The organism is Mesorhizobium sp. M1307 (assembly GCF_040318155.1).
GTDB lineage: Bacteria > Pseudomonadota > Alphaproteobacteria > Rhizobiales > Rhizobiaceae > Mesorhizobium.
On the sequence record NZ_JAMYLR010000014.1, the window covers coordinates 104,365 to 130,821 of the forward strand.

A 26,457-nucleotide genomic window follows, 5' to 3' on the forward strand; every position below is an offset into this window, starting at 1 on the left:
CACGTGTTTACCTCAACCACTCGTTAAGGGCAACGCGCGGGGGCCGATCGGCCGCCCGCCGTGGCATTTGTGCACCGCCTTAAAGACGGCTCAAAGCCTTCAGCTCATGCAGAACAGCGGCGTCACGGGCCGAAACATCCGGGAATTCCGGATCTGAGCCGACATCGGCGGTGTAGCGCCAGGAGCGCGCGCACTTCACCAGGCCACGGTCCTCCGCCTTCTCGACGACCACGGCGACGCCCTTGACGTCGTCGAGGGTAAAGCTGCCCGCCGACGCCTTGCCGTGCACGATTACCAGATCGCTGGTGATCGCCATCTCGGCCATATCGACATCGGCGATCGCCGCTTCGAGCACGGCATCGTCGAGGGTAACGACCGGCACCGCTTCCAGCGAAGAGCCGATGACCTTCTGCGCGCGGGCAATTTCCAGCGCCCCGGTGACGACACGGCGAACCTGCCGAACCTTGCGCCACTTCTCCGCCAGCGCTTCGTTCCTCCAGTCCGCCGGGATTTCCGGGAACTGGTCGAGATGCACGGAGACCGCATCCGGATGACGGTCGAGCCAAGCCTCTTCCATGGTGAAGGGCAGCATCGGCGCCAGCCATTTCACCAGGCAGTCGAAGAGATGGCGCACCACCTGCACGGAAGCCTTGCGCTTCACGCTGGAAGGCGCTTCGCAGTAAAGCGCGTCTTTGCGGATGTCGAAATAGAAGGCCGACAGCTCTACCACCATGAAGTCGAGCAGCGCGCGGGTGATGCGCTTGAATTCGAACGCGTCGTAGCCCGAGCGTACGACCTCATCGAGTTCAGCGAGCCGGTGCAGCATCAGCCGCTCCAGTTCAGGCATCCTATCCAGCGGCACCTCCTCGCCATCGTCGTGGGCGAGCGTGCCCAGCATCCAGCGGATGGTGTTGCGCAGCTTGCGGTAGGCGTCGATATTGGTCTGCAGCACGTTCTTGCCGAGCCGCTGGTCCTCCCAATAATCGGTCGTCACCACCCACAGCCGCAAGATGTCGGCGCCGGACTGCCTGATGACGTCCTGCGGCACGACGGTGTTGCCGAGCGACTTCGACATTTTCCGCCCCTCCTCATCCATGGTGAAGCCATGGGTGACGACGGTGTCGTAGGGCGCCCTGCCCCTGGTGCCGCAGCTTTCGAGCAGCGAGGAGTGGAACCAGCCGCGATGCTGATCGGAGCCTTCGAGATAGACGTCGGCCGGCCATTTCAGGTCGGGCCGGTCCTCAAGCGTGAAGGCATGCGTCGAGCCTGAATCGAACCAGACATCGAGGATGTCCATAACCTGCTGCCATTTCGAGGCATCGGGATTGCCGAGGAACCGCTCCTTGGCGCCGGCGGCGAACCAGGCGTCGGCGCCTTCTTTCTCGAAGGCGTCCATGATGCGCCGGTTGACTGCCTCGTCGCGCAGCACATTGCCGTCGGCATCGGCAAAGACGGCGATCGGCACGCCCCAGGCGCGCTGGCGCGACAGCACCCAGTCGGGGCGCTCCTCGATCATGGCGCGGATGCGGTTCTGGCCGGCGGCGGGCACGAAGCGGGTATCGTCGATGGCTTTCAGGGCGCGGCTGCGCAGCGTCGTGCCGTCGCCAAGCTCCTTGTCCATATAGACGAACCATTGCGGCGTGTTGCGGAAGATGATCGGCTTCTTCGAGCGCCAGGAATGCGGATAGGAGTGCTTCAGGCGGCCGCGCGCGAACAGCGCGTTGCGCTTGATCAGCTCGTCGATGACAGCCTGGTTGGCGTTGCCCTTCTTGCCATTGTCGTCGATGACGCGCGCCGCTCCACCCTCGCGGTCCTGGCCGAAGCCCGGCGCGTCCTTGGTGAAGAAGCCGGCATCGTCGACGGTGAAGGGGATCGCGGTGTCGATGCCACGCTGGCGAAGATCAGAGGCAGCATCCATCCAGGCGTCGAAGTCTTCGCGGCCATGTCCCGGCGCGGTGTGGACGAAACCGGTGCCGGCATCGTCGGTGACGTGATCGCCGGCGAGCATCGGCACGGGGAAATCGTAGCCGCCACCCAGAGCTTTGAGGGGATGCGAAAGCGTAAGGTTTTCAATCTCTTCGGCGCCAACGCTGCGAAGCCGATTCAGAGTGACCTTGGCCTTCGCGGCAGCGTCGTCCGCAAGCTTCTCGGCAAAGATCAGCTTTTCGCCGGGCTGAGGACCAAAGGCGTTCTCGGCCGCCGTAACCTCGTAGAGACCATAGTTGATGCGCGGCGAGTAGTTGACGGCGCGGTTGCCGGGGATCGTCCACGGCGTCGTCGTCCAGATGACGACGTTGGCATCAAGCAGATCGAGCGACGTCTGCGTCAGCTTGGGATCAAGGGCTGGCTGCCCATCCTTGATGTTGATGACCTGGCGAGCGAGGCTGACGACCGGAAACTTCGCCCAGATCGTGTCCGACTCATAGTCCTGGTATTCGACCTCCGCCTCGGCCAGCGCGGTGCGCTCGACCACACTCCACATCACCGGCTTGGAGCCGCGATAGAGCTGGCCGGACATGGCGAATTTCAGCAGCTCGCCGGCGATGCGCGCCTCGGCATGGAAAGCCATCGTCGTATAGGGATTGTCGAAGTCGCCGACGACGCCGAGCCGCTGGAATTCGGAACCCTGCACCTTGATCCAGTGCGCCGCAAACTCACGGCATTCCTGCCGGAACTCGTTGACCGGCACCTCGTCCTTGTTCTTGCCCTTGGCGCGGTACTGCTCCTCGATCTTCCATTCGATCGGCAGGCCGTGGCAATCCCAGCCTGGTACATAGTTCGAGTCATAGCCGCGCATCTGGAACGAGCGGGTGATGACGTCCTTGAGGATCTTGTTCAGTGCGTGGCCGATATGGATGTTGCCATTGGCGTAGGGCGGGCCGTCGTGCAGCACGTATTTTTCGCGGCCGACTGCGTCTTCGCGCAACTTGCGGTAAAGGTCCATGTCCTGCCAGCGCTTGACCAGCAGCGGTTCCTTTTCCGGCAACCCGGCGCGCATCGGGAAATCCGTCTGCGGCAGGTAGAGCGTTTTGGAATAATCGATCGTCTCGGCGGTCTCAGTATCAGTCATTCGTCTGCCATATGCGTTGCCGGCGGCAAAAGAGCCCGGGCGTTGAACTATCATGATCTGGAAAAAGCGCGAGAGGCCGCGCGCAAGATTCCCGGCGGCTCCGGCGGCGGTCAGACCGCCCGGAACACCGGGCCTGTAATTCGTATCGCAGTCGCGAATGCGCTGATAAAGTGCGTCATGACCGGGCTTTTAAACGAGGCCGGCCCTATTGAAAAGCCCGAACTCTGATGCTTCCTCCTAAGAGCATGTACCAACTGCGGTTTACATTTCACAGTTAGCGCGCCGGAAAGAACGAAATGTGACTCTGACGATTACTGAGTCCGAACGCGCCCTGCGACTTCGTATTTCAACGATGGCGGATCGTGTTTTCGGCAACTATGAAAGGGCGCAGCGCTGGCTGCGCAAGCGAAGTCGGGTGCTCAACGAGGCGCCCATCAATCTCCTACAATCCGAAACAGGTGCGATGCTTGTGGAAGAGGAACCCAACCGCATCGCCTACGGCATAGTCGCCTGAGCCATGCGGCTGCGCGCAGTATGTAACCTGCGACATCACATCGAGAAATCGAAGCGATAGGTCGTAGACACGCCGATCATGAACTGATCCCTGGAGCCGCGCTCCTTGACCAGGCTGGAATCGGCGGCCGGGCCTATCAGGCGGGAATATTCGCCGAACAGACTGGCCGTCATCGGCTCGGTCACCTTCCAGGTCACCGCGCCGCCCAGGCCCGCCGACTTCACCCCGCCGCCGGGATGATATTCGCTAAGTCCCGAGGCCAGGGACTCCTTGGCATCAACGCCGTAATAGGCGTCGAAATAGTCCGATGAGGCGAACGAAACGCGCGGTCCGGCCGAAATCCTGACGTCGGGCGTCACATCGTAAAAGGCGTCGGCGGCGATGTCGGCGACAAAACCGTTATGGGCGCGAATGCCGTGCCGCAATTCGGCGCGGGCACGCAGCCAATCCAAAGGATAGAATTCGAAGAAGCCGCCAGCCTCGCCGCCCCAGCGCACCGGGTCGAGACCCTTCAATTCGTCGGCGTCACCACCGTCGCGGGAAAACAGGAACTTGCCTGTCAGGCCGGCGCGGACGCCGCCATCGTCGATCAATGCCAATGAAATATTGTCGTTGCGCGAGGTGAAGCGCGCCGCGGGACCAGCCTTGCCGAGCGAGATGATCGGCGAGGCACTGAGCAGGTACTTCTTGCCGCCCTCGAAATTCGGAGCAACCATGCCGGTGGCGCCGACCGTCAGGTACCAGTCTCCGGACAGCCAGCCGAAGGTGCCCTCGCCGGCCTTGGCAACGCCGCAGGTGCCGAGCATGAATGCGGCCAAGATCGTCGGGACAGACCGCATCGTTACTCCATACGTCGAACGCATTGGCCGATACAACCAGCCTTGACTGAAGCCATGGCGCCAGTTCGGTAAAATTTGACTTAATATCCGCAACATCGGCAGCGTTGGCCGGCCTGTTCCGCGTTGCAGTCGATTGTTTGGCGCACCAAGATTCCAGATCAAGTGTTTGGAATACGATAGCAGTTGCCTCGGCAGGGGTTACAAACATTCGCGGACAAACATGCCTGCGTCGTGAAGAGCGCGGCGACCGGCGCTCAACCCCGCATTCCAAACCGGCCAAGCGTGAATCATATGCGGCCAAATTTCGAGACGTACTTTGACGTCCGCCGCGCCGGCGGCTTCGGCGAGCCGAGTTGCGTCAGACATCAGCGTCTCGGCCGAACCGGCTTGTATCAGCATTGGGGGAAATCCGCTCAGATCGGCGAACAAAGGCGAGATCAGCGGATCGCGCCGACCAACGCCATTGGGAACATAGGCCGTTGCCAGTTCCTCCAAATACGCCCGGTGGATGATAGGGTCGATTGCGTCCTTGGTTGATAGTGTCGCGCCGGACATCGAAAGGTCCGTCCAGGGCGAAACCAGCCAAAGACATCGCGGCAACGGCTCGCCTGCCGCACGCAATATACTGACCAGGCACATGGTAAGGTTGCCGCCCGCACTGTCTCCGCCAATCACGATGCGGTCCGGCGCGATGCCTTGCCGCCTCAGAAAGCGCCATGCGGTGAGTGCGTCTTCATGTTGCGCAGGGAAAGGATGTTCCGGTGCGCGGCGATAGTCGATCGCGAGGGTGCGCATTCCCATTCCCCGACCTGCCTCGGTCACCATTCGACGATGACTTTTAAGAGAGCCGGAGCAGTAGCCACCACCGTGGAAAAACAGCAGAATCTTGTCCCTGTCGCTCTCAGGCGCCAGCGACCACTCTCCCTCGAGGCCATCGAAAACCACATGCTCGCATCGGATGTCCTCCGCGACTGGCCACACCGAACCGACTTCGTCGAGCCGTGCCCGGCGTTCGTCCCAGCGGACCGTTCGAGGCTTTGAGGTCAACAACCTGCGGACGGCGTTGATCTCCGTCAGATCGAGGTGTTCGTCCGCATCGCTCATTTTGCTTCCCTAGCCTCATCAAGCGTAGAAAACGGCATATAGCAGCAGCACACGTCATCGTATAAAGGGCCAATGCCAGCACTGGGAATTTTCGTTACACTTGCGCCGCGGCGAATACACGGGACGACGGGTCGCCCGTAAACCCGCTTGTTATCTTTTAGCACTGGCTCACCCCCCCATGATCGAATTATTCCATCTGGTATTTGGCCGCTTCGGGTCAAAAACGGAGGTCTAGCGGATCGCTCGGGAGTGTGGCGCTCACAGCCTGCTCGCTGGACGGGCAAGGCGATCGGCGCTACCGTCCGGAACAAAGAAGCTAGGCAACCTTGAGGGAGAAGGGCAATGACCGTGCACAGCGATGCCATGAAAGACGCCATTGGCCAGACGCGGGCGAAATGGGGATGGTTCGTCGCGCTCGGGGTGCTGCTGCTTGTCTTCGGCGGCATCGCCTTCGGCAATCTGTTCATCGCAACCGTCGCCTCGGTCTTTGTCGTGGGCTGGCTGATGCTGATGGCCGGCATTGTCGAAATCATCCATGCCTTCGGCGTGAAGACATGGGGCCGTTTCTTCTATTGGCTGCTCAGCGGCCTCCTCTACGCCGTCGCCGGCTTCTTCGCCTTCGACAATCCGGTCCTCGCCTCGACGGTGCTGACCTTCCTCCTGGCGGTCGCGCTGCTTGCCTCAGGCGTGCTCAGGGCCTGGGTAGGCTACAGCCACCGGCCGCAGCCGGGCTGGGGCTGGGTGGTCGCGGCCGGCATCATCAGCGCACTGGCGGGACTGGTCATCGCCATGGGCTGGCCGGTCAACAGCGTGTGGGTGCTGGGCCTGTTCCTGGCCGTCGACCTGATCTTCCAGGGCTGGAGCTTCATCGCCCTTGGCTTGGCGCTGAAGAGATAAATTCTGGTTGAGCATGATCTTAATCGGAAAACCGGTTCCCACTTTTTGCTTCGCTGACCTTCGGTTCGGGACCATGCTCTAAAAAGCTATGGCCGCGTCCAGCCCGGAAAGCGGCCTGACGCCGGCGAGCAGTGCCTTCGCCTCGGCCTCGTCACGCTTCATCTGGGCGACCAGCGCGTCAAGCCCGTCGAACCTCACCTCCGAGCGCAGGTAGCCGAAGAAGGACACGGCACAAATCTCGCCGTAGAGGTCGCCGGAAAAGTCGAAGACGAAGGTCTCCAGCAATGGCGCGCCATTGTCGTCGACCGTCGGCCGGCGGCCGAAGCTGGCGACGCCATCATGAAGCGAACCGTCGGCGCGGCGGAAGCGGACGGCATAAATCCCTTCCTTGAGGGTGGCTTCCGGCGAAAGCCTCATGTTTGCGGTGGGAAAGCCGAGTGTCCGGCCGAGCTGCTGGCCGCCGATCACCTCCGCCTCGACGGTGAAACGGTAGCCGAGCAAACCGGCGGCCTCGGCCACATTGCCCTCGCACAGCAGCGTGCGTATGCGGCTCGACGACACCACCTCGGCGCTTTCGTCGCGAAACGCATCCACCAGCGTGACGCCGAAGCCGTGGCGCTCGCCGGCAGCCATCAGATAGGCCGGACCGCCCTGGCGGTCCTTGCCGAAATGGAAATCGAAGCCGGTGACGGCGTGGCTTATGCCGAGGTTGCGCTCGAGCACGCCGGTGACGAAAGCCTCCGCCGACAAGGAGGCGAACTCGCGTGTGAACGGCTGCTCGACCAGCGCCGCAAGGCCCAGATGCGACAACAGCCGCGCCTTCATCGGCGGCGGCGTCAGCACGAACAACGGCATGTCCGGCCTAAACACCTTTCGCGGATGCGGTACGAAGGTCAGCACCAGGGCGGGTACGCCGCGACGCTCCGCTTCGGCGCGCGCGCGTTCGAGCACCGCCTGGTGGCCGCGGTGGACGCCGTCGAAATTGCCGATAGCCACCACGCCGCCGCGCAGATGGGCCGGCAGCGGTGCGGTTGCGGAAATGCGTTCGAATATGGCCGTCATGGCTTGAACCTATTGCAGCCTGGGAATCACCGCGACCGGCCTGTAGCCATATTTTTCCAGGAAGGCCGCGAGCCTGGCCGGATCCGGCTGCAGCGTCTCACCGTAATCGCGGGCATGGATACCGCCCGATACGTAGAGCACGTCGAAGCCATTGTCGGCCGCGCCCTTGATGTCGGTCATCATGCCGTCGCCGATGGCCAGAACTTGCGAACGCTCGACCGGGCGGCCGAGAATGACGGCGATCTCCTTCATGGCGACGTCATAGACCGGCGCGTAGGGTTTGCCGGCGATCAGCGTGCGTCCGCCAAGCTGTGCGTATTCGCGGGCCAAAGCGCCTGCGCACCAGATCATGCGTTCGCCGCGCTCGACGACGATGTCGGGATTGGCGCAAATGAAGGGCAGGTTCCTGGCACGCAGCCTCTGCAGAAGATCGGCATAATCCTCCGGCTTCTCCACTTCGTCGTCGAACAGGCCAGTGCAGACCACGCCGGATGCTTCGAACTCCTCGACGAGTTCGATGTCGAGGCCCTCATAGAGCGTGAAATCCCGATCGGCGCCTATATGGAAGATCTTTCGCGGCCCTTCGGCGATCAGGTCGCGGGTAACGTCGCCGGACGTCACGACACGGTCGTAGGCGGCGGGCGGAACGCCGATGGCGCTCATCTGTGCCACCACGTCGGCGCTGCGACGCGGCGAATTGGTGATCAGCACGACAGGTATTTTCGCCGCGCGAGCAGCGATCAGCGCGGCAGCCGCCGCCGGGAAATGCCATTCGCCATTGTGCACCACGCCCCAGACGTCGCACAGGATGGCTGAATAGGCTCCCGACAGGTCTGCGAGCGAACCGATGATGTCGGGCGAATCCGCCATGCCGTTGTCCCTGTACCATGATGCTTGCAAGCGCCGCGACCGACGGTCCGTAGCGGCCGGCCCGGATTAACCGAAGCGCTTCGCTCTGTCACCAGCTTTCGTTGTGCCCGCAAGATTGCCGCCCGGGGACGCCGGCGAGGACGTGATGGCGAAAGCCTTCTTTTTCAGAGCCTTATCGGGCTTTGCCGCGGAGCAGCATTGCCGATTGCGGACGTGTGGTTAACGGGCATTGAAAAACCGTGCCGACCTTGAACGTATTTTAGCAATCGGAAATTTAAAAATGCGTGGCATCGTCCGGAAAAAAAAACGGGGCGGGCGGGAATGCTGAAGGCAATGATCGGAAATTTCCGACGCGACAGACGTGGCAATTACTCCTTAATGACCGCAATCACCATTGTACCGCTGATGGGCGGGTTGGCGCTCAGCGTCGATTACGGGGAGTTGTTGCGCCAGAAGCACGAAACGCTGAATGCCCTTGATGCGGCCGGCCTCGCCGCCGCCCAGCAGATCGTTGCCGGCGCCAGCGACGACGACGTCAAGGCCTACGCCAAGACATTTTTCGAAACCAATCTCGCACGTATCGACCCGGCGAACACAGCGCTGACCGTCACGCTGCCCAACAACAATGCCGGCGGCGGCACCTTGAAGCTCTGCGCCGGCCTCACGGCGACAAGAAGGCAATCGATGCGCTGAAGGCGTGTTCGTCGGATTCGCGCTTCCGCAAGGATGCGGCGGACCCGAGCAAGCCGGCCAAGCTGTTCTGGAATGCGACGGGCGCGACGCTGTCGGACAATTTCAAGGAAATCGCCAACGAATTGTCGAACCTGCGCATCGTCGGCTGAAGGCGATGGGATTGGCGACTAAGGCAGGGGCCCCGGCGCACTGGCGCAAAGGCTCCTGCCCTCATGCCCTTGCGGGTGATGGAAGCATGTGGTGAGTGTCCTCATCCGGAGATGCGCTCTTGCCTGAACCCGCCAACCACCTTGCCTTTGCGCTGGTCTGCCTCGGCATGGTGCTGACGCCCGGCCCGAACATGATCTATCTGATCTCGCGCTCGCTGTCGCAAGGGCCGAAGGCCGGGCTGATCTCGCTGGGCGGCGTGGCGCTCGGTTTTTTGTTCTACGTGCTGTCGGCGGCGTTCGGCATCACCGCGCTGCTGCTCGCCGTGCCCTTCGCCTATGATGTGCTGCGCCTTGCCGGCGCGCTCTATTTGCTGTGGCTCGCCTGGCAAGCGGTGAAGCCCGGCGGGCGCTCGCCCTTCCAGATCCGCGAACTGCCGAAAGACAGACCGCGCAAGCTGTTCGCCATGGGCCTGATGACCAACCTGCTCAACCCAAAGGTGGCAGTGCTCTATCTGTCGCTGCTGCCGCAATTCATCAGCCCCGGCAAGGGCCACGTGCTGTCGCAGCTTCTGGTGCTCGGTGCCACGCAGGTCGCGATCAGCCTGACCGTCAACGCCATCATCGCGATGACGGCCGGCTCGATCGCCATCTTCCTCGCCGGGCGGCCGCTATGGCTGGTGATCCAGCGCTGGATGATGGGCACGGTGCTGACCGCGCTGGCCGTCAAGATGGCAACCGACGCGCAACGCTGATCGGTCCTACATCGGCCGCCTGACCTGCTGTGCCCGCTCCGGTTCGACCACCCTGCGGTAGAGATGCCAGGTCGCGTGGCCAAGGATGGGCATGACGACGGCAAGCCCGGCAAATAGCGGGATCGAGCCGATGACCAGGAGCACGGCGACCATCAGGCCCCACAGCGCCATCTGCAGCGGGTTTGTCATAACTGCCCTTGCCGACGTCTCGACTGCCGAGACCGCGCCGACATCGCGGTCGAGCAGCAGCGGAAAGGCGACGACAGTCGTCGCCAGCACGATCGCGGCGAAGGCGAACCCGGCCAGGTTGCCGAGCAGGATCAGCGTCCAGCCCTTGCTGGTCGTCAGCACCTCGCGAATAAAGCCGACGATAGAGGCCGGAGGCTGATTGCCGTACAGGCTGGTGTAGATCGATTGCGCAGTGAACAGCCAGAGCAGGAACAGTACCACCAGCATGATACCGATGACTGCAATCGCGGGCAGCGCCGGCGAGTGGCGCACGTCGAGCGCATGCCACCAGGATGTATCCATGCCGAACTCGCGCCGGCGGCTGATTTCGTAAAGGCCGATAGCGGCGAACGGACCGACCAAAGCGAAGCCGGACATCAGCGGATAGATGAGTTGGATGGCGTTCGAGCCCGACGTCCACTGCGTCAGGATCAGGCCGACCACCGGATAGATCAGGCACAGGAACACGTAGTGCGACGGCTTGGCCCAGAAATCCTCTACGCCGAGACGGAGCGCATCGAGCAGATCCTCGGTGCTGATGCGGCGCACCGTGGGCTGTACATGCATTCCACGTGCGTCCGCCATGACATGAAAGCCGGCCATAACCTTTCTCCCGTGGGTCGGGGCGGCCGCCGCCAGGATGGCCGCCCGTAGCTGCCACTTCTCGTATAAGCACTATGGTAGTCGATTTAGGGGTGATTGTCGCCAAGTCGATGGTCACGATGGTAAATCCCGGTTATAGATTTCCGACGCCACCATCGACGAGCAGTTCCGTGCCAACGACGAAGCTCGACTCATCCGATGCTAGAAACACCGCCGCCTTGGCGAGTTCCCAAGGTTTGCCCATCCGGCCGATCGGCACTAGCGCGCGTATCTGATCGCCAAGCGCCTTCTCGTCCGCTTCGGGCAGACCCAGCTTGCCCAAGGCCGGCGTCTCGGTCGGCCCGGGGCTGAGGCCATTGACGCGAATACCGCGCTCGATCATCTCACCCGAGAGGGTGCGCGCCAACGACAGGAGGCCAGCCTTGCTGGCGGCGTAGGCGCTACTCTGGGGCAGGCCGATATGGGCACTGACCGAACCGCACAGGATGATCGATGACGGGTTGGAGAACATCGGCAACAGGGCTTGGATCAAAAAGAACGGCCCCTTGAGATTGGTCTGCATCAGACGGTCATAGACCACCTCGTCCCAATCCTGCAGGGGCTGATGCATCACATCACCGGCGTTGATGTTCAGTATGTCGAGCCGAGGCCAGCACTGCGCGAGTTCGGCGGCAAGCGCACGCTGATCGGCGAGGTTGCCGGCATCATTCCTGATCACCTGCGCCAATCCGCCCAGCTCGCGCTGCGCAGCTTCCAGCCCGGACGGGCTCCTGCCAGTGATTGCCACCGTCGCACCCTCGGCCAGGAACTGGCGCGCGGTTTCGAGACCGATGCCACTGGTTGCCCCGGTAATGAGGGCATATTTGCCTTTCAAGCGACCCATGATTTGGCGACCCATGATTTGCCTTCCCAAAGACGATGAGAATGGCATTGTCGACACGATAGTATGCTTTGTATAGTAGGCACCGAATGGGTACTAAAGGAAATAATTTCATGGCGCAGGCAAAAGCCATCGAGGTAACGCCAGTCGAAGGCGGAAATGGCACGACCGATCGTTGCCCGATGATCGATTTCGTCAATCTGGTTTCGGGAAAATGGGCCATTCCCATTCTTTATCGCCTGATCGTCACCGGTTGTCCGATCCGCTTCGGCGAGCTCCAGAGGGCCGTCGCACCGATTACGCAAAAGGAGCTCACGCGGCAGCTGCGCCTGTTCGAACATCGCGGTCTGGTCTATCGGAGGGTCTATGCCGAGATGCCGCCGCGCGTGGAGTATGAGGTAACGCCGCTGGGTAGAACCTTGCGTGGCACGCTGGATTCGCTGGCCGACTGGATGCGTGTCAACGCATCCCACCTGATCACCTGACTAATCGGGCACAGATTGTTTGCCCTGCCCGGCCAAAGCCACGGGCGGTCACCGCGCGGCACCACACTTTGGCGCCGCGCGGCTGAGATGCGTGACAAAAGCTAGGCAGCGAAACGATCGATCACTTCGGCCAGCGGGACATGGCCAAGACAGGCACCCGAACCCGCCGGCTTTTCGCCACCCTCGATGGCCTGTGCGTATCGCACGGCCGGATCGGTTTCGATGCGGCGGCGGAGCGCCGCCAGTTTGGGATAAGCGGCGCCGTCGACCGCCTGGTGGAACTCCGCCCAGCGCGCCACGCCGATCAGCGTGGTATCGGCAAGCGTCAGCCGGCCGCCGACCAGGAAATCCGTGTCGAGGATCATCGCCTCGAGCTGGTCATGGCGGTTGGTAACGACCTTGCGGCCGAAATCACGCAAGGTCGCCAGCAGCACCGGTTCCGCCGATTCCATTTCATATGCGGCCCAGAGCGGGGTGAAGGCGGCGGTGAAACCGGTGTTCACGAAAGCCATTAGCTGGTGCATCCGGTCGGCCTCCGGCGAGCGAGGCTCAAAGCTGATACGGCGTTGCGTATCGCGGGCTTCGAGCCAGGCGGCAATCGCCATGGTCTCGGTGAGCACCCTGCCTTCGTCGGTGATCAACACCGGCGTTTCCTGGCGGCCGTTGATACTGGCATAGGCGTCGTTCTTCATCTCAGCGAGCATGTCGACACGACACAGGCGGTAGGGCTGTCCGAGGCGTTCAAAAGCAGCGACAAGCCCCATCGAACTTCCCAGCGGGAAGCCGTAAAGGAGAATAGGTTCCATTTCTTTCTCTCTTCCATGTTAGGGGTCACGCTGCGCAGCGAAACTTGACCCTAAACGCTGGTCGCCCCATGTAAATTACGCACTATTCTGTAACCAGGTCCCGCCATGAAAGATGTCGTCTCACGCTGCCCGATCGAGGAGACCATGCGTGTGCTCAGCGGTCGCTGGCCCACCTTGCTGCTCTATTATCTCAAGGACGGTACCAAGCGCTTCAGCGACCTGAGGCGTGACAATCCGACAGTGTCGCACCGCATCCTGGCGCTCGAACTACGCAAGCTGGAGGAAGCCGGGATCGTGCGGCGAACAGCGCATGCCGGCTATCCGCTACACGTGGATTACGACCTGACGGAGCCCGGTCTCAAGCTTGTGCCGCTCATCGACGCCCTGGGCGATTGGTGGGAAGAGACCGAGGACGATCGGGCCAGCCGGGCTATATCGCCGGAAACCAAACTCGTGGCGGCGGAATAGCCGACCGGCGATCACCGCGCCGCCAAGAACTGCCGGCGAGAGCCAGCGCTCCAAGCCGTTCATACATTAGATCCCGCAAGACCAAGGCGACCGGCTATGAGGCGCGCCATTGTGGCCGGCCAAACCGGACAACGCACGGGCCATCCAGCACCAACTCCTGTAGCATAGCTCGCCAATCCCGATCACCTGACCCGCCGTTCGATCTCATTGCCCGATCAGATCGGCTTGACTATGCTGGATGGCTGTCGCTTTCGATTCTGACGTGAATGAAGAGCCTACTTATCCTCTTGAAGTTTCTCCTGAGACTTTGCCATTTGATCGTCCCCAAGTTCCATATTGTGCATCGTTGCAATCAACCATTCATCATGATCCCGCGTCGCCACTAAGCTGATTAATCCGCGCCGACGCGGCCATTCGTTTCCCATCGGATCGAGCGCGCCAGTCATGGACCACCGCAGGTCGAGCGTGGCAACATCAGGGCGAACAAGCTTGTTCCGCACGCTTTCGGCGGATAGATGGCTGTGCTTGAACATCTTCTCAAAAATTGGGGCATGGAACTGCTCGATCTTGTCACGTCCAGTCGCCTGCATACCGAAGACGTTTGTAAACTCGGCATCTGCCGCGAATACGGCGGCAAAGGCGCGAGCATCGTGACGATTCCAAGCTTCGATCAGCCTGTGCGCGACACTTTCCACCCCTTCAGTTCGGACGTTGCCCGTAGCCATGCTGATCTCCTGTCATATAGTTCTGTTGCCATACTATATGGGCACCATATAAGTTTGGAAAGATGGATAATCAGCCATACACGCAGTCTCTGCTTCTCTATGCTTATCAATCGTCGGCGAGCGCTTTGGTCCAGGTTCTCCGGGAGAGCGGCCATTCGGCAATCAAGCCCAAACACGGCGCTGTATTCGCCAACATCGACGCGGAAGGAACCCGACCCAGCGTCCTCGCAGAGCGTGCTGGCATTGGCAAAGCATCGATGGGTGAGTTGATCGATGAACTGGAGCGCCTCGGTTATGTTCGGCGTTCGCATGATCCGAACGACCGACGGGCCAAACTAATCGTTGCAACTGATGCGGCGCTTGCGGTGATCCGGACCGTCCACGATTTCAATCAGCGTCTCGAAGACCAATACCGAAGGCTGCTTGGTGCTCAGGCGTACGAATCGCTCCGGTCGTCATTGCAAGCGATATCCCCCAGAGAAAATTTGCAACCGAGGATACCTCCCCAGCGCTAGTGAAGCCGCAAAGGTGGGGAAAAAGAAGCTCTCTGTCCGTGAAGGCCTGACTGGGTATCGAGCTCCTGGGAGTATCGAGCCCGAACAGCCGTCTGGGCGAATGCTGCCATCCGAGCAGGCCTGTTTCGATTGAGCGGTGAAATCAATCCGACAAAGTGTCATCGCGTCGAAACCATTCATCACGCATTTTCACCGCCCTGCCCGGCAAAAGCCATCATCGCGGTTATGTCAGGCGGGCATGACCGTTACGAAAATCGAAAATTATGAGGCCCAACCAAGCCTAAGCAGGCGCGTGCTGCTCAGAGCTGCCGGCCTTGGCGCCCTTGCCGGGCTCACCGCCTGCGCAACCGCCGTGCTGCCAATCGGCGATAGCGCCGGCGTCTCTGCTTCCGCCGCCGGCACCCTGGCCGGCATCCGCGCTTCGGCGGGTCTGGGGCCGCTCGCCCCCGATGCCCGGCTCGAGCAGGCGGCGCTCCAGCAGGCCGGATACATGGCGCGCGGCGGCCGAATGAACCACACCACCGGCTGGGGCAGGGACTTTGCCTCGCGCGTCAAAGACAATGGCATTGCCGGCGCTGCCGCCGAAAATATTGCCGAAGGCCGCTTCGACCAGCAGAAGCTGTTCGATATCTGGGTGCATTCGCCAGGCCACCGCCGCAACATGCTCGACCCGCGCTTCACCCGCTTCGGCCTCGCCTATGTGCGCGACGGCCGCGACAGCACGCTTCGCTACTGGTGCCTTGTGCTCGGCAGATAACTTCCACCATTTGGACGGCGGAAGCCTGCTGGCGACCGATCCGTCAGTCTTTGCGGCCGCCGCCGAGCAATTCCTCGATGTCCTGCGCACAAACCGGCCTGCTGAAATGGTAGCCCTGCATTTCGTCGCAATTGTTCCTGCGCAGGAAAGCCACCTGATCATCTGTCTCAACGCCCTCGGCGATGACCCTCAGGTTGAGATTTTGCCCCAATGAAATCACCGCGCTGGCCACAGCCTGATCGTTCTCGTCGGCGGCGAGATCCTTGATGAAGGACTTGTCGATCTTCAGCCGCGCCACGGGAAAGGTCTTGAGTGCGCTGAGGCTGGAATAGCCGGTGCCGAAATCATCGATCGAGATCTGGACACCCAGGCTTTGCAGGGCGTTCATGGTGGCGACCGCCAGCTCGATATCCTGCATGATAAGGCTCTCGGTCACCTCGAGCTCGAGATACCTGGCCTCCAGGCCGCTGTCCTTCAGCGCGCTGACGATGCGATCGATCAGGTTGCGCTCCCTGAATTGCCGCGCCGACACATTCACGCAAACGGTCAAGGGCGGCAGTCCTGCGTCTTGCCAGGCTTTGTTCTGCCGGCACGCCTCATGCAGAACCCAGTCGCCGATCGGTACGATCAGACCTGTCTCCTCGGCGGTCGGGATGAACATCGTCGGCATTACCGTGCCAAGCGTTGGGTGGTTCCAGCGTATCAGCGCCTCGACCGCAAAAACCCGACCTGACCGAAGGTCCACCTGCGGTTGGTAGAGCAGCGTGAATTCCGAACGCGCCAAGGCGTTTCGCAACTCTTCCTGAAGCACGAATTTTTCATGCGCCCTGGTGTTGAACTCCGGAGCGTAAAACTGGAAATTATCGCGGCCGAATTCCTTGGCGCGATACATGGCCGCGTCGGCATTTGCCAGCAGCGTGTCGGGATCCGTCCCATCCTTGGGATAGTTGGCAATGCCGATGCTGGCCGTCGCCCGCACAAGATGCGCTCCGAGCTGAACCGGTTCGGCGAGTGCAGCCCTGAGCTTTTGCAAGGTCTCAGAAACGAGATCGACGTTCGCCGGCTGGTCGAAAAGCACGACGACGAATTCGTCGCCGCCAAGCCGCACGACGGTATCGGTCGCCCGGACGCAGTCGACCATGCGACTTGCGACGGTCTTCAGAAGCTCGTCGCCGGCATTGTGGCCGAGCGTGTCGTTGACGAATTTGAAATTGTCCAGATCGATGAACACCACTGTCACCCAGCGATCGTATCGCTGGGCGTACAAGAGCGCCTGTGAAAGCCGGTCCTCCAACAAGGCGCGATTGGGAAGCCCGGTCAGCACGTCATGATTGGCCATGAAGTGGATCCGGTCTTCGGCCTGTTTGCGTTCGATGGCGATCCCGGCGATGCGCGTGGTGAAATCGATGAGGCGAGTCTCGGCCTCGGTCGGTTCGCGCACCGTCATAGAATACATCGCAAAAACGCCGAGCACGGCGCCCTGATGCGACAGGATCGGCGTCGACCAGCATGAACGCAAACCGTGTGGCCGCGCGAGTTCGCGATAGTCCTGCCAAAGCGGATCCTGCATGATGTCAGCGACAATCACCGGCTCGCGCCGATAGACTGCGGTACCGCAAGACCCTGCCCTTGGGCCTACCGCGGCGCCGTCGACGGCGTCGGTGTAGTCTCTCGCCAGGCTCGGCGCGGCGGCGTGGCGCAAGTGGCTGCCATCCTTGTCGAGCAGCAAGACCGAACCGAATATCCCCGCCAGTTGGGACTCGACCAGACGCATGAGCCGCTCGAGCACGTCTTCGAGGGGAGCGCTCTTTGCGATCATCTCGAGGATATGCGCCTGCCCGTCGCGAAGGATTTCGGCCTGCTTGCGCGCAGTGATGTCGCGGGCAATGCCGACGAGGCCGAAAATGTTGTTCTGAACGTTGCGCAACGGCAGTTTCGTAGACAGGAACCATTTGCCGGTGCCTGACGCATCGACGACGAACTCCTCCTCGTCGATCATCGGTTGTCCGTCGCGCATCAGTTGCTGCTCTATGAGGCGAAATTTCTGCGCAAGATCCGGCGCGTGAAGGTCGAAGTCGCTCAGACCGATCATGTCGCTCGTGCTGTCTCGACCGCTGTCGGACGCAATGGCTCGGTTGGCGACGACGAAGCGGCTTTCGGTGTCCTTCACCCACATGTAGTCAGGCACCAGGTCGATCAGCGTCTGCAAGGAGATACGCTCGTCGACGACCAAGCGGTTGGCGCTGAGCTCGCTGATGTCCTCATGCGTGGCCACCCAGCCGCCGTCAGGCATCGGCTGATGGCAGACCTGAATTGTCCGGCCATCGGCGAGCTCGGCTGTCCAGTTCCCCGAAGCCGTGCCCGAATTGACTGCCCGGGCCAACGCCAGATAAGCGTCCGCATTCATTGCCGAGGTTCCGACAGCGACGCGCCGCTCGACGATTTCGCGCAGCGCCGCACCCGGCTGCAATTGCTCCGGTGCAAGGCGATAGATTTCCGCATAGCGTCGATTGCACAGGATCAGCCGTTCATCGGCATCAAAGAAACAGATGCCTTGCGAGATGTTCTCTATCGCGGTCTGGAACCGCAGTGCCTGGTCCTGAAGTGCCGCAATCGTGGCGCGAAGCTCGCGCTCGAGGGCCTCATATGAGGCAGTCGCCAGTTGTGCCAGCGTCGTCAAATTTGCGGATTCGGGCGCGCCGGCGGTTTGCCTGGATGACTTCGTGGCCAAACACAATTCCTCCCGCTGATGCTTGAGGCAAGCAAAGGAGGCTCGCCTTCAACCCAAAAGCGACTGCATATTGGTCCGGATATACTAATGGCAGGTGAACCTGGCTCAACGCCGACGCTACCGGCACAGGCAACGGAAGCCGTGAGCCGGTCGCGGTGCCGGAGCCGTGAGAACTTAGTCCATATGCGCGGCAGGCGCCCCACCGGCGGGCGGCGCCGCCTTTGGCTTGCGCAGCAGGAAAACAAAGGGGACAGCAAGCAGCGTCATCATCATCAACAGCTTGAAGTCATTGACGTAGGAGATCATCATCGCCTGGATATTGACCATGCGATCCATCAGCGACAGCGCCGTCGGATCGCCGCCCGCCGCTGCCGGCGATGCCGCCCAGAGGTTGGGGTTGAACGGATTGATATAGGCCGAGAGCTCGGCGTGGTTGATCTGCGTGTTGCGTACCAGCAGAACCGTCACCACCGATACGCCGATCGACGAGCCAAGATTGCGCACCAGGCTGAACAGCGCCGTTGCATCGGTGCGGAAACGTGCGTCGAGCGTGGCGAAAGCCACGGTGGACAGCGGCACGAACACCATTCCCATTCCAAGGCCCTGGATGACGCCGGAACTGAGGATAAGCCAGTTGTCCATCTGCGGCGAAAAGCTCGACATCGTGTAGAGCGATTGCGCGGTCAGCAGGAAGCCAATGACGACGAGGATCCTGGCATCGATCCTGTGCATGATCCGCCCGACGAACAGCATCGCGATCATCGTGCCGACACCGCGCGGCCCCAGGACGACGCCGATGGTGAGGGTCGGATAGCCGAAGATGGTCGACAGCATTGGCGGCAGCAGCGACATGCTCGCCAGGATGAGCACGCCCATGACAAAGATGAACGCCAGCCCGGTGACGAAATTGCGGTCGAGGAAGATCTTGGGGTCGATAAAGGGGTGCTCCGCCGTCAACGTATGTATGGTGAATACCCAGAAGCCGGTGATGGAAAGACCAAGCTCGATCCATATCTCGATCGAGGAAAACCAGTCGACCTCGCCGCCGCGATCGAGCATCAGCTGCAGCGCGCCGACACCGAGCGAGAGCATGGTGAAGCCGAAGAAATCGAAGCTGCGCACGCGACGGGCGACGCTGGGAAGATATGCGGCCATGCCAAGGAAGGCGATGATGCCGACCGGCAGGTTGATGAAGAACACCCAGCGCCAATTGAAATTCTCGGTCAGCCAGCCACCCAGCGTCGGGCCAAGGATTGGTCCCAGCATGATGCCGGCGCCCCAGATGGCCATGGCCTGGCCGTGGCGTTCCCTAGGGTTGATGTCGAGCAGGAAGGTCTGTGACAGCGGCACGATGGCCGCGCCGAACACGCCTTGCATGAGCCGGAACAAAACGATGGTCTCAAGGCTCCAGGCGATGCCGCACAGCATTGAAAAGACGGTGAAACCGACCACGGCCGTCAGGAACAGCTCCTTGCGGCCGAAGCGGTCGGCAAGCCAGCCGGTCACCGGCGTCATGATCGCCGCGGCAACGATGTAGGAGGTCAGCACCCAGTTGATGTTGTCGGGGGAGGCGCCGAGATCGCCGGTCATGGTCGGCAGCGCAACGTTGGCGATCGTCGTGTCGAGCGCCTGCATGATCGTCGCAAGCATGAGCGCAACTGTGATCAGGCCGCGGTGCGGTACTTCGCGAAAGGGTTCTGGGCTGCTCATGAGCTAAAACTTCCAGCAGGTAACAAAAACGTGTACATTAGGTTTCCGGACGGCGAGGCCCTCGCTGTAGAGAGACCCTCATCGCGGTGGGACGCGAGCATCGATGTGGGGGTTACATCGACTGAGCGTCTCGACAAAGCGGGCGCCTGCCGCCCGGAAGGACCGAAGATCCTGCGCGGCGTTGTCTGCTCAGGCAGGCTACAGCGCAGCCCGTCCACGCATTCAACTTTTCCTGCGCCTCCCTCGGACCAATCCTGCATCCATCTCGCTGTTTGCTATGCGGCCGCTACCAGGCCTCTTTACCTCGCCTCGCCTGCCGTGGCGCGGCGGAAAATGTTCGGCAGCCCGCGGGAAACGCCGGTGTCCACCGTGACCGTCGCGCTCATGCCGGTGCGCAGCGCCGTCTTGGCGTCGGCATCGGCCAATTCCAGGCGGACCGGAATGCGCTGCGTGACCTTGACCCAGTTGCCGGTGGCGTTCTGCGCGGGCAGCAGCGAGAACTCGGCCCCGGTGCCGGCGCCGATCGCCTTGACGGTGGCTTCGAACGTCTTGCCCGGATAGGTATCGACCACGATTTCGGCCTTCTGGCCCGGCTTCATGTTGGTGAGCTGGGTTTCCTTGAAATTGGCGTCGACCCAGGTGTCGCCGGTCTCGACCAGCGAAAACAGCGGCGTGCCCGAACCGACATACTGGCCGACCTTGAACGAAGCGGCCTGGCTGATGATGCCGTCGGCAGGTGCCTTGACCGTGGTCTGGACCAGATCGTAGGCCGCCTTGTCGCGTGCGGCGAGCGCCGCCATTACCGTTGGATGCTTGTCGGTCTCGATGTCGGGACTGCCGCCAAGTGCCGCCTTGGCGCTGACGATCCCTTGCTGGGCCACGGCCAGCTGCTGCTTCGCCTTGTCGAGGTCGTTCTTGGCTTCGTCCAGAGACGACTTGGCGTTGATGCCCTTGCGGGCAAGGTCGGCGGCGCGGTCATATTGCGACTGCGCGTACTGGACCTGGCTTTCGTCGGACTTCTCCTGCGCCAGCGCCTGGCTGTAGGCCGCACGCAGCTGCTCGACATTGAGCCGTGCGCCGGCCACCGCCGCGTCGGCCTGAGCCAATGCGATCCGGTAGGGCTCGGGATCGATAGCGAACAACACGCCGCCCTGCTTGACAGACTGGTTGTCGAAAATGTCGACCTGAACGATGCGGCCCGCCGTATCGGCGGCTATCGACACCTTGGCCTGCTGCAGATTGGCGTTCTCGGTCTCCTGATAGCGGCCGCCGGTCACCCAGACATAGCTGCCGCCGGCGATCAACGCAGCGGGCAGCACAAACATCAAAAGGAAACGGCCGGCACGGCGCTTCTTCTTCAGCGCCACCGGCGCCGGAGCTATTTGCGGAGCGACTGTTACCGGAGCTGCCGCCGGCTTCGCGGGAGCTTCCATCTCCAGCTTGGCCGCATTCTCATCTAGTTTGGCTACCGCGTTCATGCTGCTGCGCCTTCCGTATTCTTCACTTTTTCCGAGGGCGGCGTCTCACCATCTGCAAGATTCTGCACCATTGTCTCCAGCGCCCTGACCAGGACGCGGCGATCTTCCGGCGAAACGCCAACGAGCGATTCCTCATAAACCTCGCCGGCAAGGCTCTTGACATGGGTGTAGGCCGCGTCCGCCTTGGCGGTCGGGAAAATCATGCGCACTCGTCTGTCGGTTGCGTCGGGACGGCGCTCGATCCAGCCGCCCTCCTCCATGCGATCGACAAGACGCGAGACGCTGATCGGCTCGATTTCGAGAAGCTCGGCAAGCCGCGCCTGCGCGACACCCGCCTCCTTGGCGACACGTACCAGAAGCCGCCATTGCGCCGAAGAAAGGCCGAAACCACTGGCGCGCGCCTCGAAGCGCTTGCGCATCAGGCGCTGCACGTCGTGGATCAAAAAGCCCAATCTGTCGATGCCGTCGGAAACCATGAGCGACATATATAATAAGCGTGCTCATAATTCAAGGAGCCGGATTGTGCCAGAAGCCGGCGAGTGTGCATGGCAGTCGGTGCAGGGCGATCGTGGTTAGCAATTTATTACGCCGGGCGCTTGTGACGAGCATGCAGAAGATCGGCGTTCAGATGCTCAGACTATCGATCTCATCCAGGCGGAAAACGCTTCGATATGCGCTTGTCGGGGGTGATTGGCTACGCAGGCAAGGTAAAAGCCATAGCCTGGCAGACAGAGATCATGTGCCTTGACTAGCCTGCCAGCCTCGAGTTCGCCACTGACGACCACATCGCTGCAGATAGCGATACCTTGGCCTGCCGCTACCGCGTCAATCGCGTGCAGCTCTTCGCGGAAGCTTAGGTCCCATGCCTGGTTGGCATTGGGGATGCTGGGATCGATCGAGCGTGCGATCGTCAGCCATCGTTGCCAAGTCGGCGCTTCCGGGTCGCGGTTCGTCCAATTGAAATGGATGAGCGGGTATTGCAGCAGATCGGCGGCGCGCTCGATCTGTCGGTCGCCTCCTGCGAACAGCTCCGGGCTGCATACCGGAAAGAATGCGTCCCGAAAAATTTCCTGCGCGGGAACATCCCGCGGCATCCTGCGCGCATAGCGGATCGCGACGTCGGCGTCACCGGCTCGCAGGTCCAGAACGGCGTCTGTCCCGATGATCTCCAGTGGAATGTTCGGATGCTGTTCGCGCCACTTCGACAGGCGCGGAACCAGCCATCGGCTGGCAAATGCATTTGGGCTCGTCACGCGCAACGGGCGTTGGCCAACTCCGGCCGAGGCTGATGCTATTGCCGCAGCGAAAGCGTCGAAGCCGCTGCAAATTACCGGGAATAGCCGTTCGCCCACGCCTGTGAGCACGAGCGGTCGTGGGCGCCGCCGGAACAGCAGTTGCCCACAGACCTCCTCCAGCAATCGAATCTGGTGGCTGATGGCCGTTGGCGTCACTCCGAGTTCCGTCGCGGCCTTCCTGAAGCTCATCAGCCTGGCAGCGGCTTCGAAGGCGCGAAGCGACCCGAGCGGCGGAAGTTTTCTCATCCAGGCAGTTTAGATGAATTTAGCTCATCCAGCGACTGAGATATTCGATTTTGCAGCGAATGGCGCCGCATGAGATATTTATGATCCGGTGAACGACAGCGGCCTGTCCGACCGTGCTGGATCACGAAGGGTATCCCTCGATGAGCATGTTCAAGCTTATAGACGGTTCCGAGCCGACGTTGCAGGCGCCAGATATCGCCCGGCTCAGGCAGGCGATTCGCGGCGATCTGATCCTTGCGGACGATCCTGGCTATGACCAGGCGCGCAGAGTTTGGAATGGCATGGTCGATAAGAGGCCGGCGGCTGTCTTCTATTGCGCCGAATCCAGCGATGTCGTCACGGCCGTCAACTTCGCCCGATCGCAAGGCTTCCTCGTCGCCGTCCGCGGCGGTGGTCATAACGTCGCCGGCAGTTCGGTATGCGACGGCGGCTTGGTGATCGATGTGTCACGCATGAAGCGGATCGAAGTCGACCCGATCCGCCGTGTCGCGCGCGCCGAAGCCGGCCTGAACCTGGGCGAGTTCGACGCAGCCACACAGGTCCATGGTCTTGCGACGACCATGGGTGTCAACGCGGATACCGGCATAGCCGGACTGACACTCGGCGGCGGGTTCGGCAAGCTTGGCCGCAAACATGGACTGAGCTGCGACAACCTTGTCGCTGTCGAAATCGTGACGGCGGACGGCCGGTTGCTCACGGCAAACGCGGCCGAAAATGCAGATTTGTTCTGGGGCATTCGGGGCGGCGGCGGCAATTTCGGAATAGTCACCACCTTCGAATACAAGCTCCATCCCGTGGGTCCGCTCCTCATCGCGGGATCGATGCTATACCGCTACGCAGAGGCACGCGAAGCGATGCGGTTCTATCGTGCGTTCTCGAGCGGCGCCCCGGATGAGCTGAGCCTGGATGCAGCACTTGTGACGGCGCCCTCGGGCGAACGCTTCTTCAGCATATCGGCGTGCTACATCGGCCCACTCGACGAAGGCCAGCAAATCATTCAACCTCTGAGAGAGTATGGCACGCCAGTTGAGCGCCGGATTGCTCCTGTCCCCTATCTTCAAATCCAATCGGCCGGGGACAGCCTCTTTCCGCGCGGGCGGCGCTACTACTGGAAGGCGCAGTTCATGCGCGAAATCACAGATCAGGCGATCGATACCATGCTTGCGGCTTACATGACTGCACCCAGCGAATCGCTTCTAGTCCTGCAGCAGGTTGGCGGCGCCATCTCGCGAGTACCGATGGACGGAACGCCCTACGCCAACAGAGATGCACTTTACGATTGCTTCCCGATATCGATCTGGGACAATCCGTCTGACGACGAAACGCACATCCGATGGGCGCGCGACCTGTGGGATGCAATGAGACCGTTCTCGACCGGCGGCGTCTATGCGAATAATCTCGGCGAAGAAGGCACTGATCGGGTTCTGGCAGCTTACGGCGAGAATTATCCGAGGTTGGCCGCACTAAAGAACAAGTATGATCCCACCAATTTCTTTCGCTTGAACCAAAACACTAAGCCTGCGACCTGAGCGACCGCCCCAGGCCGATGCTCGAAATTCTGCGGCGCTGCTACAGCTCCAAATTCCAGTTCTGGCCGACCAGATCCTTGCCGAAGGAATGGTGGCGCTCCTCGTTGGTCAATTTAAAGCCCGCAGCCTCATAGATGTGGCGGGCGGCGGCGAGCACGTCGTTGGTCCACAGCGTCAGTGTCGTGTAACCCGTGGCGCGGCAAAAGCCGATACATTCCTCGACCAGCCGCTTGCCGATGCCGAGGCCGCGCGCCGACGGCTCGACATAGAGTAGGCGCAACTTCGCCACCGCGTCCGACTGGCGCACGACGAAGACCGAGCCGACGACCTCGCCTTGCCGCTCGGCGATCCAGCTGCGTTCCCATTTCGGATCGAAGGATTTGACGAATGCGCCGAGGATTTCGGCGACCAGCGCCTCATAGGTTTCGTCCCAGCCATATTCCTGTGCGTAGAGCAGGCCCTGCCGATGGATAATCCAGCCGATGTCGCCGACTTGCAGAGGCCGCAGCATATAGGGAATTTTGGGCTCGGCGCTTCCGCCCAGCAGACGCTGTACCGTCTGCATGGCCTTGACCAGCCTGTCCTGTTCGGGAACTGGAAGCCGGTCGAGCAATGCCGCGACCTGGTCGTGCGAACCCTGGTTCAGCGGCGCGAAGGCCTGCCGCCCGGCCTTGGTCAGCGCGATCGTCGAACGCCGTGCATCCGTCTCGATCGTGGCGCGCTCGACCAGATCACGCTCCTCGAACTTCTTCAGCAGCCGGCTGAGATAACCGGCATCGAGGCCGAGATCGCGCCCAAGGTCGGTGGCGGTCAGGCCATCGCGATGCGCCAGCTCATAGAGCACTCGCGCCTCGGTCAGCGAGAAGGTGCTTTTCAGCAGCCCTTCGTCGAGCAGCCCGATCTGGCGGGTGTAGAAGCGGTTGAAGGCCCGCACCGCGTCGATCCGCTCCTTGCCTGGGTGATGATGAATGGTCATGGCATCCTCCTCCCGGCAAGATCAGCGATTTAGTTGACTTAGTCAAGTATCCGTTTGAAGCAATTGTCCTGATGATGCTCACCGGGCGCCTTGACTCGCGCGAGTTGCCAGCCTATTTCAGCGCCACGTTAGCACTCCCCCAAGATGAGTGCTAACCACATGTCCGGCGCCGCCGGACGGAGGAACTGTTCTCACCATTCTCATCGAGGAATAAAAAATGGCAAAGTCGAAGTTCCGCCCGCTTCATGACCGCGTGGTCGTTCGTCGGGTCGAATCCGAATCCAAGACCGCGGGCGGGATCATCATCCCCGACACGGCTAAGGAAAAGCCGCAGGAAGGCGAGATCATCGCCGTCGGTTCCGGCGCCCGCGACGAAGCCGGCAAGCTCGTCCCGCTGGACGTCAAGGCCGGTGACCGCATCCTGTTCGGCAAGTGGTCGGGCACCGAAGTCAAGCTCAATGGCGAAGACCTTCTGATCATGAAGGAATCCGACATCATGGGCATCATCGGCTGAATATCGGCCTCACCCTCATTTAAATCTTCGGGCTCAATCCAAGCCCGTGCCAGGAGCTAAAAATGGCTGCCAAAGACGTAAAATTCTCCCGCGACGCTCGCGAGCGCATGCTGCGCGGCGTCAACATCCTCGCCGACGCGGTGAAGGTCACGCTCGGCCCCAAGGGCCGCAACGTCGTCATCGACAAGTCGTTCGGCGCACCGCGCATCACCAAGGACGGCGTCACCGTCGCCAAGGAAATCGAGCTTGAGGACAAGTTCGAAAACATGGGCGCGCAGATGGTCCGCGAAGTTGCTTCGAAGACCAACGACATCGCCGGCGACGGCACCACCACCGCGACCGTTCTGGCACAGTCGATCGTCCAGGAAGGCCACAAGTCGGTTGCCGCCGGCATGAACCCGATGGACCTCAAGCGCGGCATCGACCTCGCCGTCGCCGACGTCGTCGCGACGCTGATCAAGAACGCCAAGAAGATCAAGACCTCGGAAGAGGTTGCCCAGGTCGGCACCATCGCCGGCAATGGCGACGTGTCGGTCGGCTCGATGATCGCGGAAGCGATGC

Annotated in this window: 27 protein-coding genes; 12 read left to right on the plus strand and 15 right to left on the minus strand. The window is 61.5% G+C overall.

Translation table 11 applies throughout. From position 1 onward, the window contains the following. Positions 1-79 precede the first annotated feature (79 nt). The gene (ileS, locus tag NKH16_RS17990) at positions 80-3,070 is read right to left on the minus strand and encodes an isoleucine--tRNA ligase (RefSeq protein WP_352749216.1); all 2,991 of its coding nucleotides are present in this window, start codon (positions 3,068-3,070) and stop codon (positions 80-82) included. 42 nt (positions 3,071-3,112) lie between these two features. On the opposite strand from ileS, the gene NKH16_RS17995 reads away from it, so the two are divergent. Both NKH16_RS17995 and NKH16_RS18000 read left to right on the plus strand, forming a co-directional pair. Next, complete coding sequence (locus tag NKH16_RS17995) at positions 3,113-3,298, plus strand: hypothetical protein (RefSeq protein WP_352749219.1); 186 nt, start codon at positions 3,113-3,115, stop codon at positions 3,296-3,298. A gap of 70 nt (positions 3,299-3,368) precedes the next feature. Further along, entirely contained in the window at positions 3,369-3,584 is a 216-nt protein-coding gene (locus NKH16_RS18000) for an antitoxin Xre/MbcA/ParS toxin-binding domain-containing protein (RefSeq protein ID WP_352749222.1), read from the plus strand. 35 nt (positions 3,585-3,619) lie between these two features. On the opposite strand, the gene NKH16_RS18005 is transcribed toward NKH16_RS18000, so the two are convergent. Further along, positions 3,620-4,423, minus strand: a complete 804-nt coding sequence (locus NKH16_RS18005) for a MipA/OmpV family protein (RefSeq protein WP_352749225.1) — start codon at positions 4,421-4,423, stop codon at positions 3,620-3,622. 198 nt (positions 4,424-4,621) lie between these two features. Beyond that, positions 4,622-5,527, minus strand: coding sequence for an alpha/beta hydrolase (locus NKH16_RS18010; protein ID WP_352823423.1), 906 nt, complete (start codon positions 5,525-5,527; stop codon positions 4,622-4,624). Between the two features lie 342 nt (positions 5,528-5,869). Here NKH16_RS18010 and NKH16_RS18015 point away from each other — a divergent pair, with 342 nt between their 5' ends. Further along, on the plus strand, positions 5,870-6,424 hold the full coding sequence (locus NKH16_RS18015) for an HdeD family acid-resistance protein (RefSeq protein WP_352453471.1): 555 nt from the start codon (positions 5,870-5,872) through the stop codon (positions 6,422-6,424). Positions 6,425-6,502: 78 nt separating this feature from the next. On the opposite strand, the gene NKH16_RS18020 is transcribed toward NKH16_RS18015, so the two are convergent. Together NKH16_RS18020 and NKH16_RS18025 are read right to left on the minus strand one after the other, a co-directional pair. Beyond that, positions 6,503-7,486, minus strand: a complete 984-nt coding sequence (locus NKH16_RS18020; RefSeq protein ID WP_352900825.1) for a bifunctional riboflavin kinase/FAD synthetase — start codon at positions 7,484-7,486, stop codon at positions 6,503-6,505. 9 nt (positions 7,487-7,495) lie between these two features. Then, positions 7,496-8,356, minus strand: coding sequence for a TIGR01459 family HAD-type hydrolase (locus NKH16_RS18025; RefSeq protein WP_352900828.1), 861 nt, complete (start codon positions 8,354-8,356; stop codon positions 7,496-7,498). A 333-nt stretch (positions 8,357-8,689) separates the two neighbouring features. On the opposite strand from NKH16_RS18025, the gene NKH16_RS18030 reads away from it, so the two are divergent. Beyond that, positions 8,690-9,049, plus strand: coding sequence for a pilus assembly protein TadG-related protein (locus NKH16_RS18030; RefSeq protein ID WP_352453474.1), 360 nt, complete (start codon positions 8,690-8,692; stop codon positions 9,047-9,049). Positions 9,050-9,317: 268 nt separating this feature from the next. Continuing rightward, positions 9,318-9,950, plus strand: coding sequence for a LysE family translocator (locus tag NKH16_RS18035; protein WP_352900831.1), 633 nt, complete (start codon positions 9,318-9,320; stop codon positions 9,948-9,950). Positions 9,951-9,956: 6 nt separating this feature from the next. On the opposite strand, the gene NKH16_RS18040 is transcribed toward NKH16_RS18035, so the two are convergent. Next, positions 9,957-10,781, minus strand: coding sequence for a DUF2189 domain-containing protein (locus NKH16_RS18040; protein ID WP_352569767.1), 825 nt, complete (start codon positions 10,779-10,781; stop codon positions 9,957-9,959). 133 nt (positions 10,782-10,914) lie between these two features. After that, a complete protein-coding gene (locus NKH16_RS18045) occupies positions 10,915-11,664 on the minus strand; it encodes an SDR family oxidoreductase (RefSeq protein ID WP_352900856.1) in 750 nt (249 codons plus the stop codon). Between the two features lie 110 nt (positions 11,665-11,774). Here NKH16_RS18045 and NKH16_RS18050 point away from each other — a divergent pair, with 110 nt between their 5' ends. Next, entirely contained in the window at positions 11,775-12,146 is a 372-nt protein-coding gene (locus NKH16_RS18050) for a winged helix-turn-helix transcriptional regulator (protein WP_352749236.1), read from the plus strand. A 101-nt stretch (positions 12,147-12,247) separates the two neighbouring features. On the opposite strand, the gene NKH16_RS18055 is transcribed toward NKH16_RS18050, so the two are convergent. Continuing rightward, positions 12,248-12,952, minus strand: coding sequence for a glutathione S-transferase family protein (locus tag NKH16_RS18055; RefSeq protein ID WP_352750250.1), 705 nt, complete (start codon positions 12,950-12,952; stop codon positions 12,248-12,250). Between the two features lie 105 nt (positions 12,953-13,057). Here NKH16_RS18055 and NKH16_RS18060 point away from each other — a divergent pair, with 105 nt between their 5' ends. Further along, positions 13,058-13,420, plus strand: a complete 363-nt coding sequence (locus tag NKH16_RS18060; protein WP_352749240.1) for a winged helix-turn-helix transcriptional regulator — start codon at positions 13,058-13,060, stop codon at positions 13,418-13,420. A 275-nt stretch (positions 13,421-13,695) separates the two neighbouring features. Here the strand turns inward: NKH16_RS18060 and NKH16_RS18065 are convergent, their stop codons facing one another. Beyond that, positions 13,696-14,145 carry an SgcJ/EcaC family oxidoreductase gene (locus NKH16_RS18065; RefSeq protein ID WP_352749241.1) on the minus strand — a complete coding sequence of 150 codons (450 nt, stop codon included), beginning with the start codon at positions 14,143-14,145 and terminating at the stop codon, positions 13,696-13,698. Between the two features lie 62 nt (positions 14,146-14,207). Here NKH16_RS18065 and NKH16_RS18070 point away from each other — a divergent pair, with 62 nt between their 5' ends. Both NKH16_RS18070 and NKH16_RS18075 read left to right on the plus strand, forming a co-directional pair. Further along, entirely contained in the window at positions 14,208-14,660 is a 453-nt protein-coding gene (locus NKH16_RS18070; RefSeq protein ID WP_352750251.1) for a MarR family winged helix-turn-helix transcriptional regulator, read from the plus strand. 238 nt (positions 14,661-14,898) lie between these two features. Beyond that, entirely contained in the window at positions 14,899-15,417 is a 519-nt protein-coding gene (locus tag NKH16_RS18075) for a CAP domain-containing protein (protein WP_352750252.1), read from the plus strand. 43 nt (positions 15,418-15,460) lie between these two features. Here NKH16_RS18075 and NKH16_RS18080 read toward each other — a convergent pair whose 3' ends face one another. The 5 genes from NKH16_RS18080 to NKH16_RS18100 all read right to left on the minus strand — a co-directional run bounded on the left by NKH16_RS18080 (position 15,461) and on the right by NKH16_RS18100 (position 22,877). Continuing rightward, positions 15,461-18,148, minus strand: coding sequence for an EAL domain-containing protein (locus NKH16_RS18080; RefSeq protein WP_352900842.1), 2,688 nt, complete (start codon positions 18,146-18,148; stop codon positions 15,461-15,463). A 174-nt stretch (positions 18,149-18,322) separates the two neighbouring features. Further along, positions 18,323-19,858 (minus strand): DHA2 family efflux MFS transporter permease subunit, encoded by a 1,536-nt coding sequence (locus tag NKH16_RS18085; protein ID WP_023674328.1) that lies wholly within the window; start codon positions 19,856-19,858, stop codon positions 18,323-18,325. 299 nt (positions 19,859-20,157) lie between these two features. After that, a complete protein-coding gene (locus NKH16_RS18090; protein ID WP_352749812.1) occupies positions 20,158-21,336 on the minus strand; it encodes an HlyD family secretion protein in 1,179 nt (392 codons plus the stop codon). After that, on the minus strand, positions 21,333-21,812 hold the full coding sequence (locus NKH16_RS18095) for a MarR family winged helix-turn-helix transcriptional regulator (protein WP_352749816.1): 480 nt from the start codon (positions 21,810-21,812) through the stop codon (positions 21,333-21,335). Before NKH16_RS18095 ends, NKH16_RS18090 begins: the two co-directional genes overlap by 4 nt. A gap of 156 nt (positions 21,813-21,968) precedes the next feature. After that, positions 21,969-22,877, minus strand: coding sequence for a LysR substrate-binding domain-containing protein (locus tag NKH16_RS18100; protein ID WP_352749814.1), 909 nt, complete (start codon positions 22,875-22,877; stop codon positions 21,969-21,971). A gap of 140 nt (positions 22,878-23,017) precedes the next feature. On the opposite strand from NKH16_RS18100, the gene NKH16_RS18105 reads away from it, so the two are divergent. After that, positions 23,018-24,406, plus strand: coding sequence for an FAD-binding oxidoreductase (locus NKH16_RS18105; protein WP_352900847.1), 1,389 nt, complete (start codon positions 23,018-23,020; stop codon positions 24,404-24,406). A 40-nt stretch (positions 24,407-24,446) separates the two neighbouring features. Here the strand turns inward: NKH16_RS18105 and NKH16_RS18110 are convergent, their stop codons facing one another. Next, positions 24,447-25,382, minus strand: a complete 936-nt coding sequence (locus NKH16_RS18110) for a bifunctional helix-turn-helix transcriptional regulator/GNAT family N-acetyltransferase (RefSeq protein WP_352503383.1) — start codon at positions 25,380-25,382, stop codon at positions 24,447-24,449. Positions 25,383-25,599: 217 nt separating this feature from the next. Between NKH16_RS18110 and groES the strand changes: the two genes are divergently transcribed. Further along, positions 25,600-25,896: a co-chaperone GroES gene (gene groES / locus NKH16_RS18115; protein ID WP_006203049.1), complete on the plus strand. Its 297-nt coding sequence runs from the start codon at positions 25,600-25,602 to the stop codon at positions 25,894-25,896. A 62-nt stretch (positions 25,897-25,958) separates the two neighbouring features. Beyond that, the coding region (locus NKH16_RS18120) for a TCP-1/cpn60 chaperonin family protein (protein WP_352900851.1) at positions 25,959-26,457 on the plus strand (499 nt) is incomplete at its 3' end.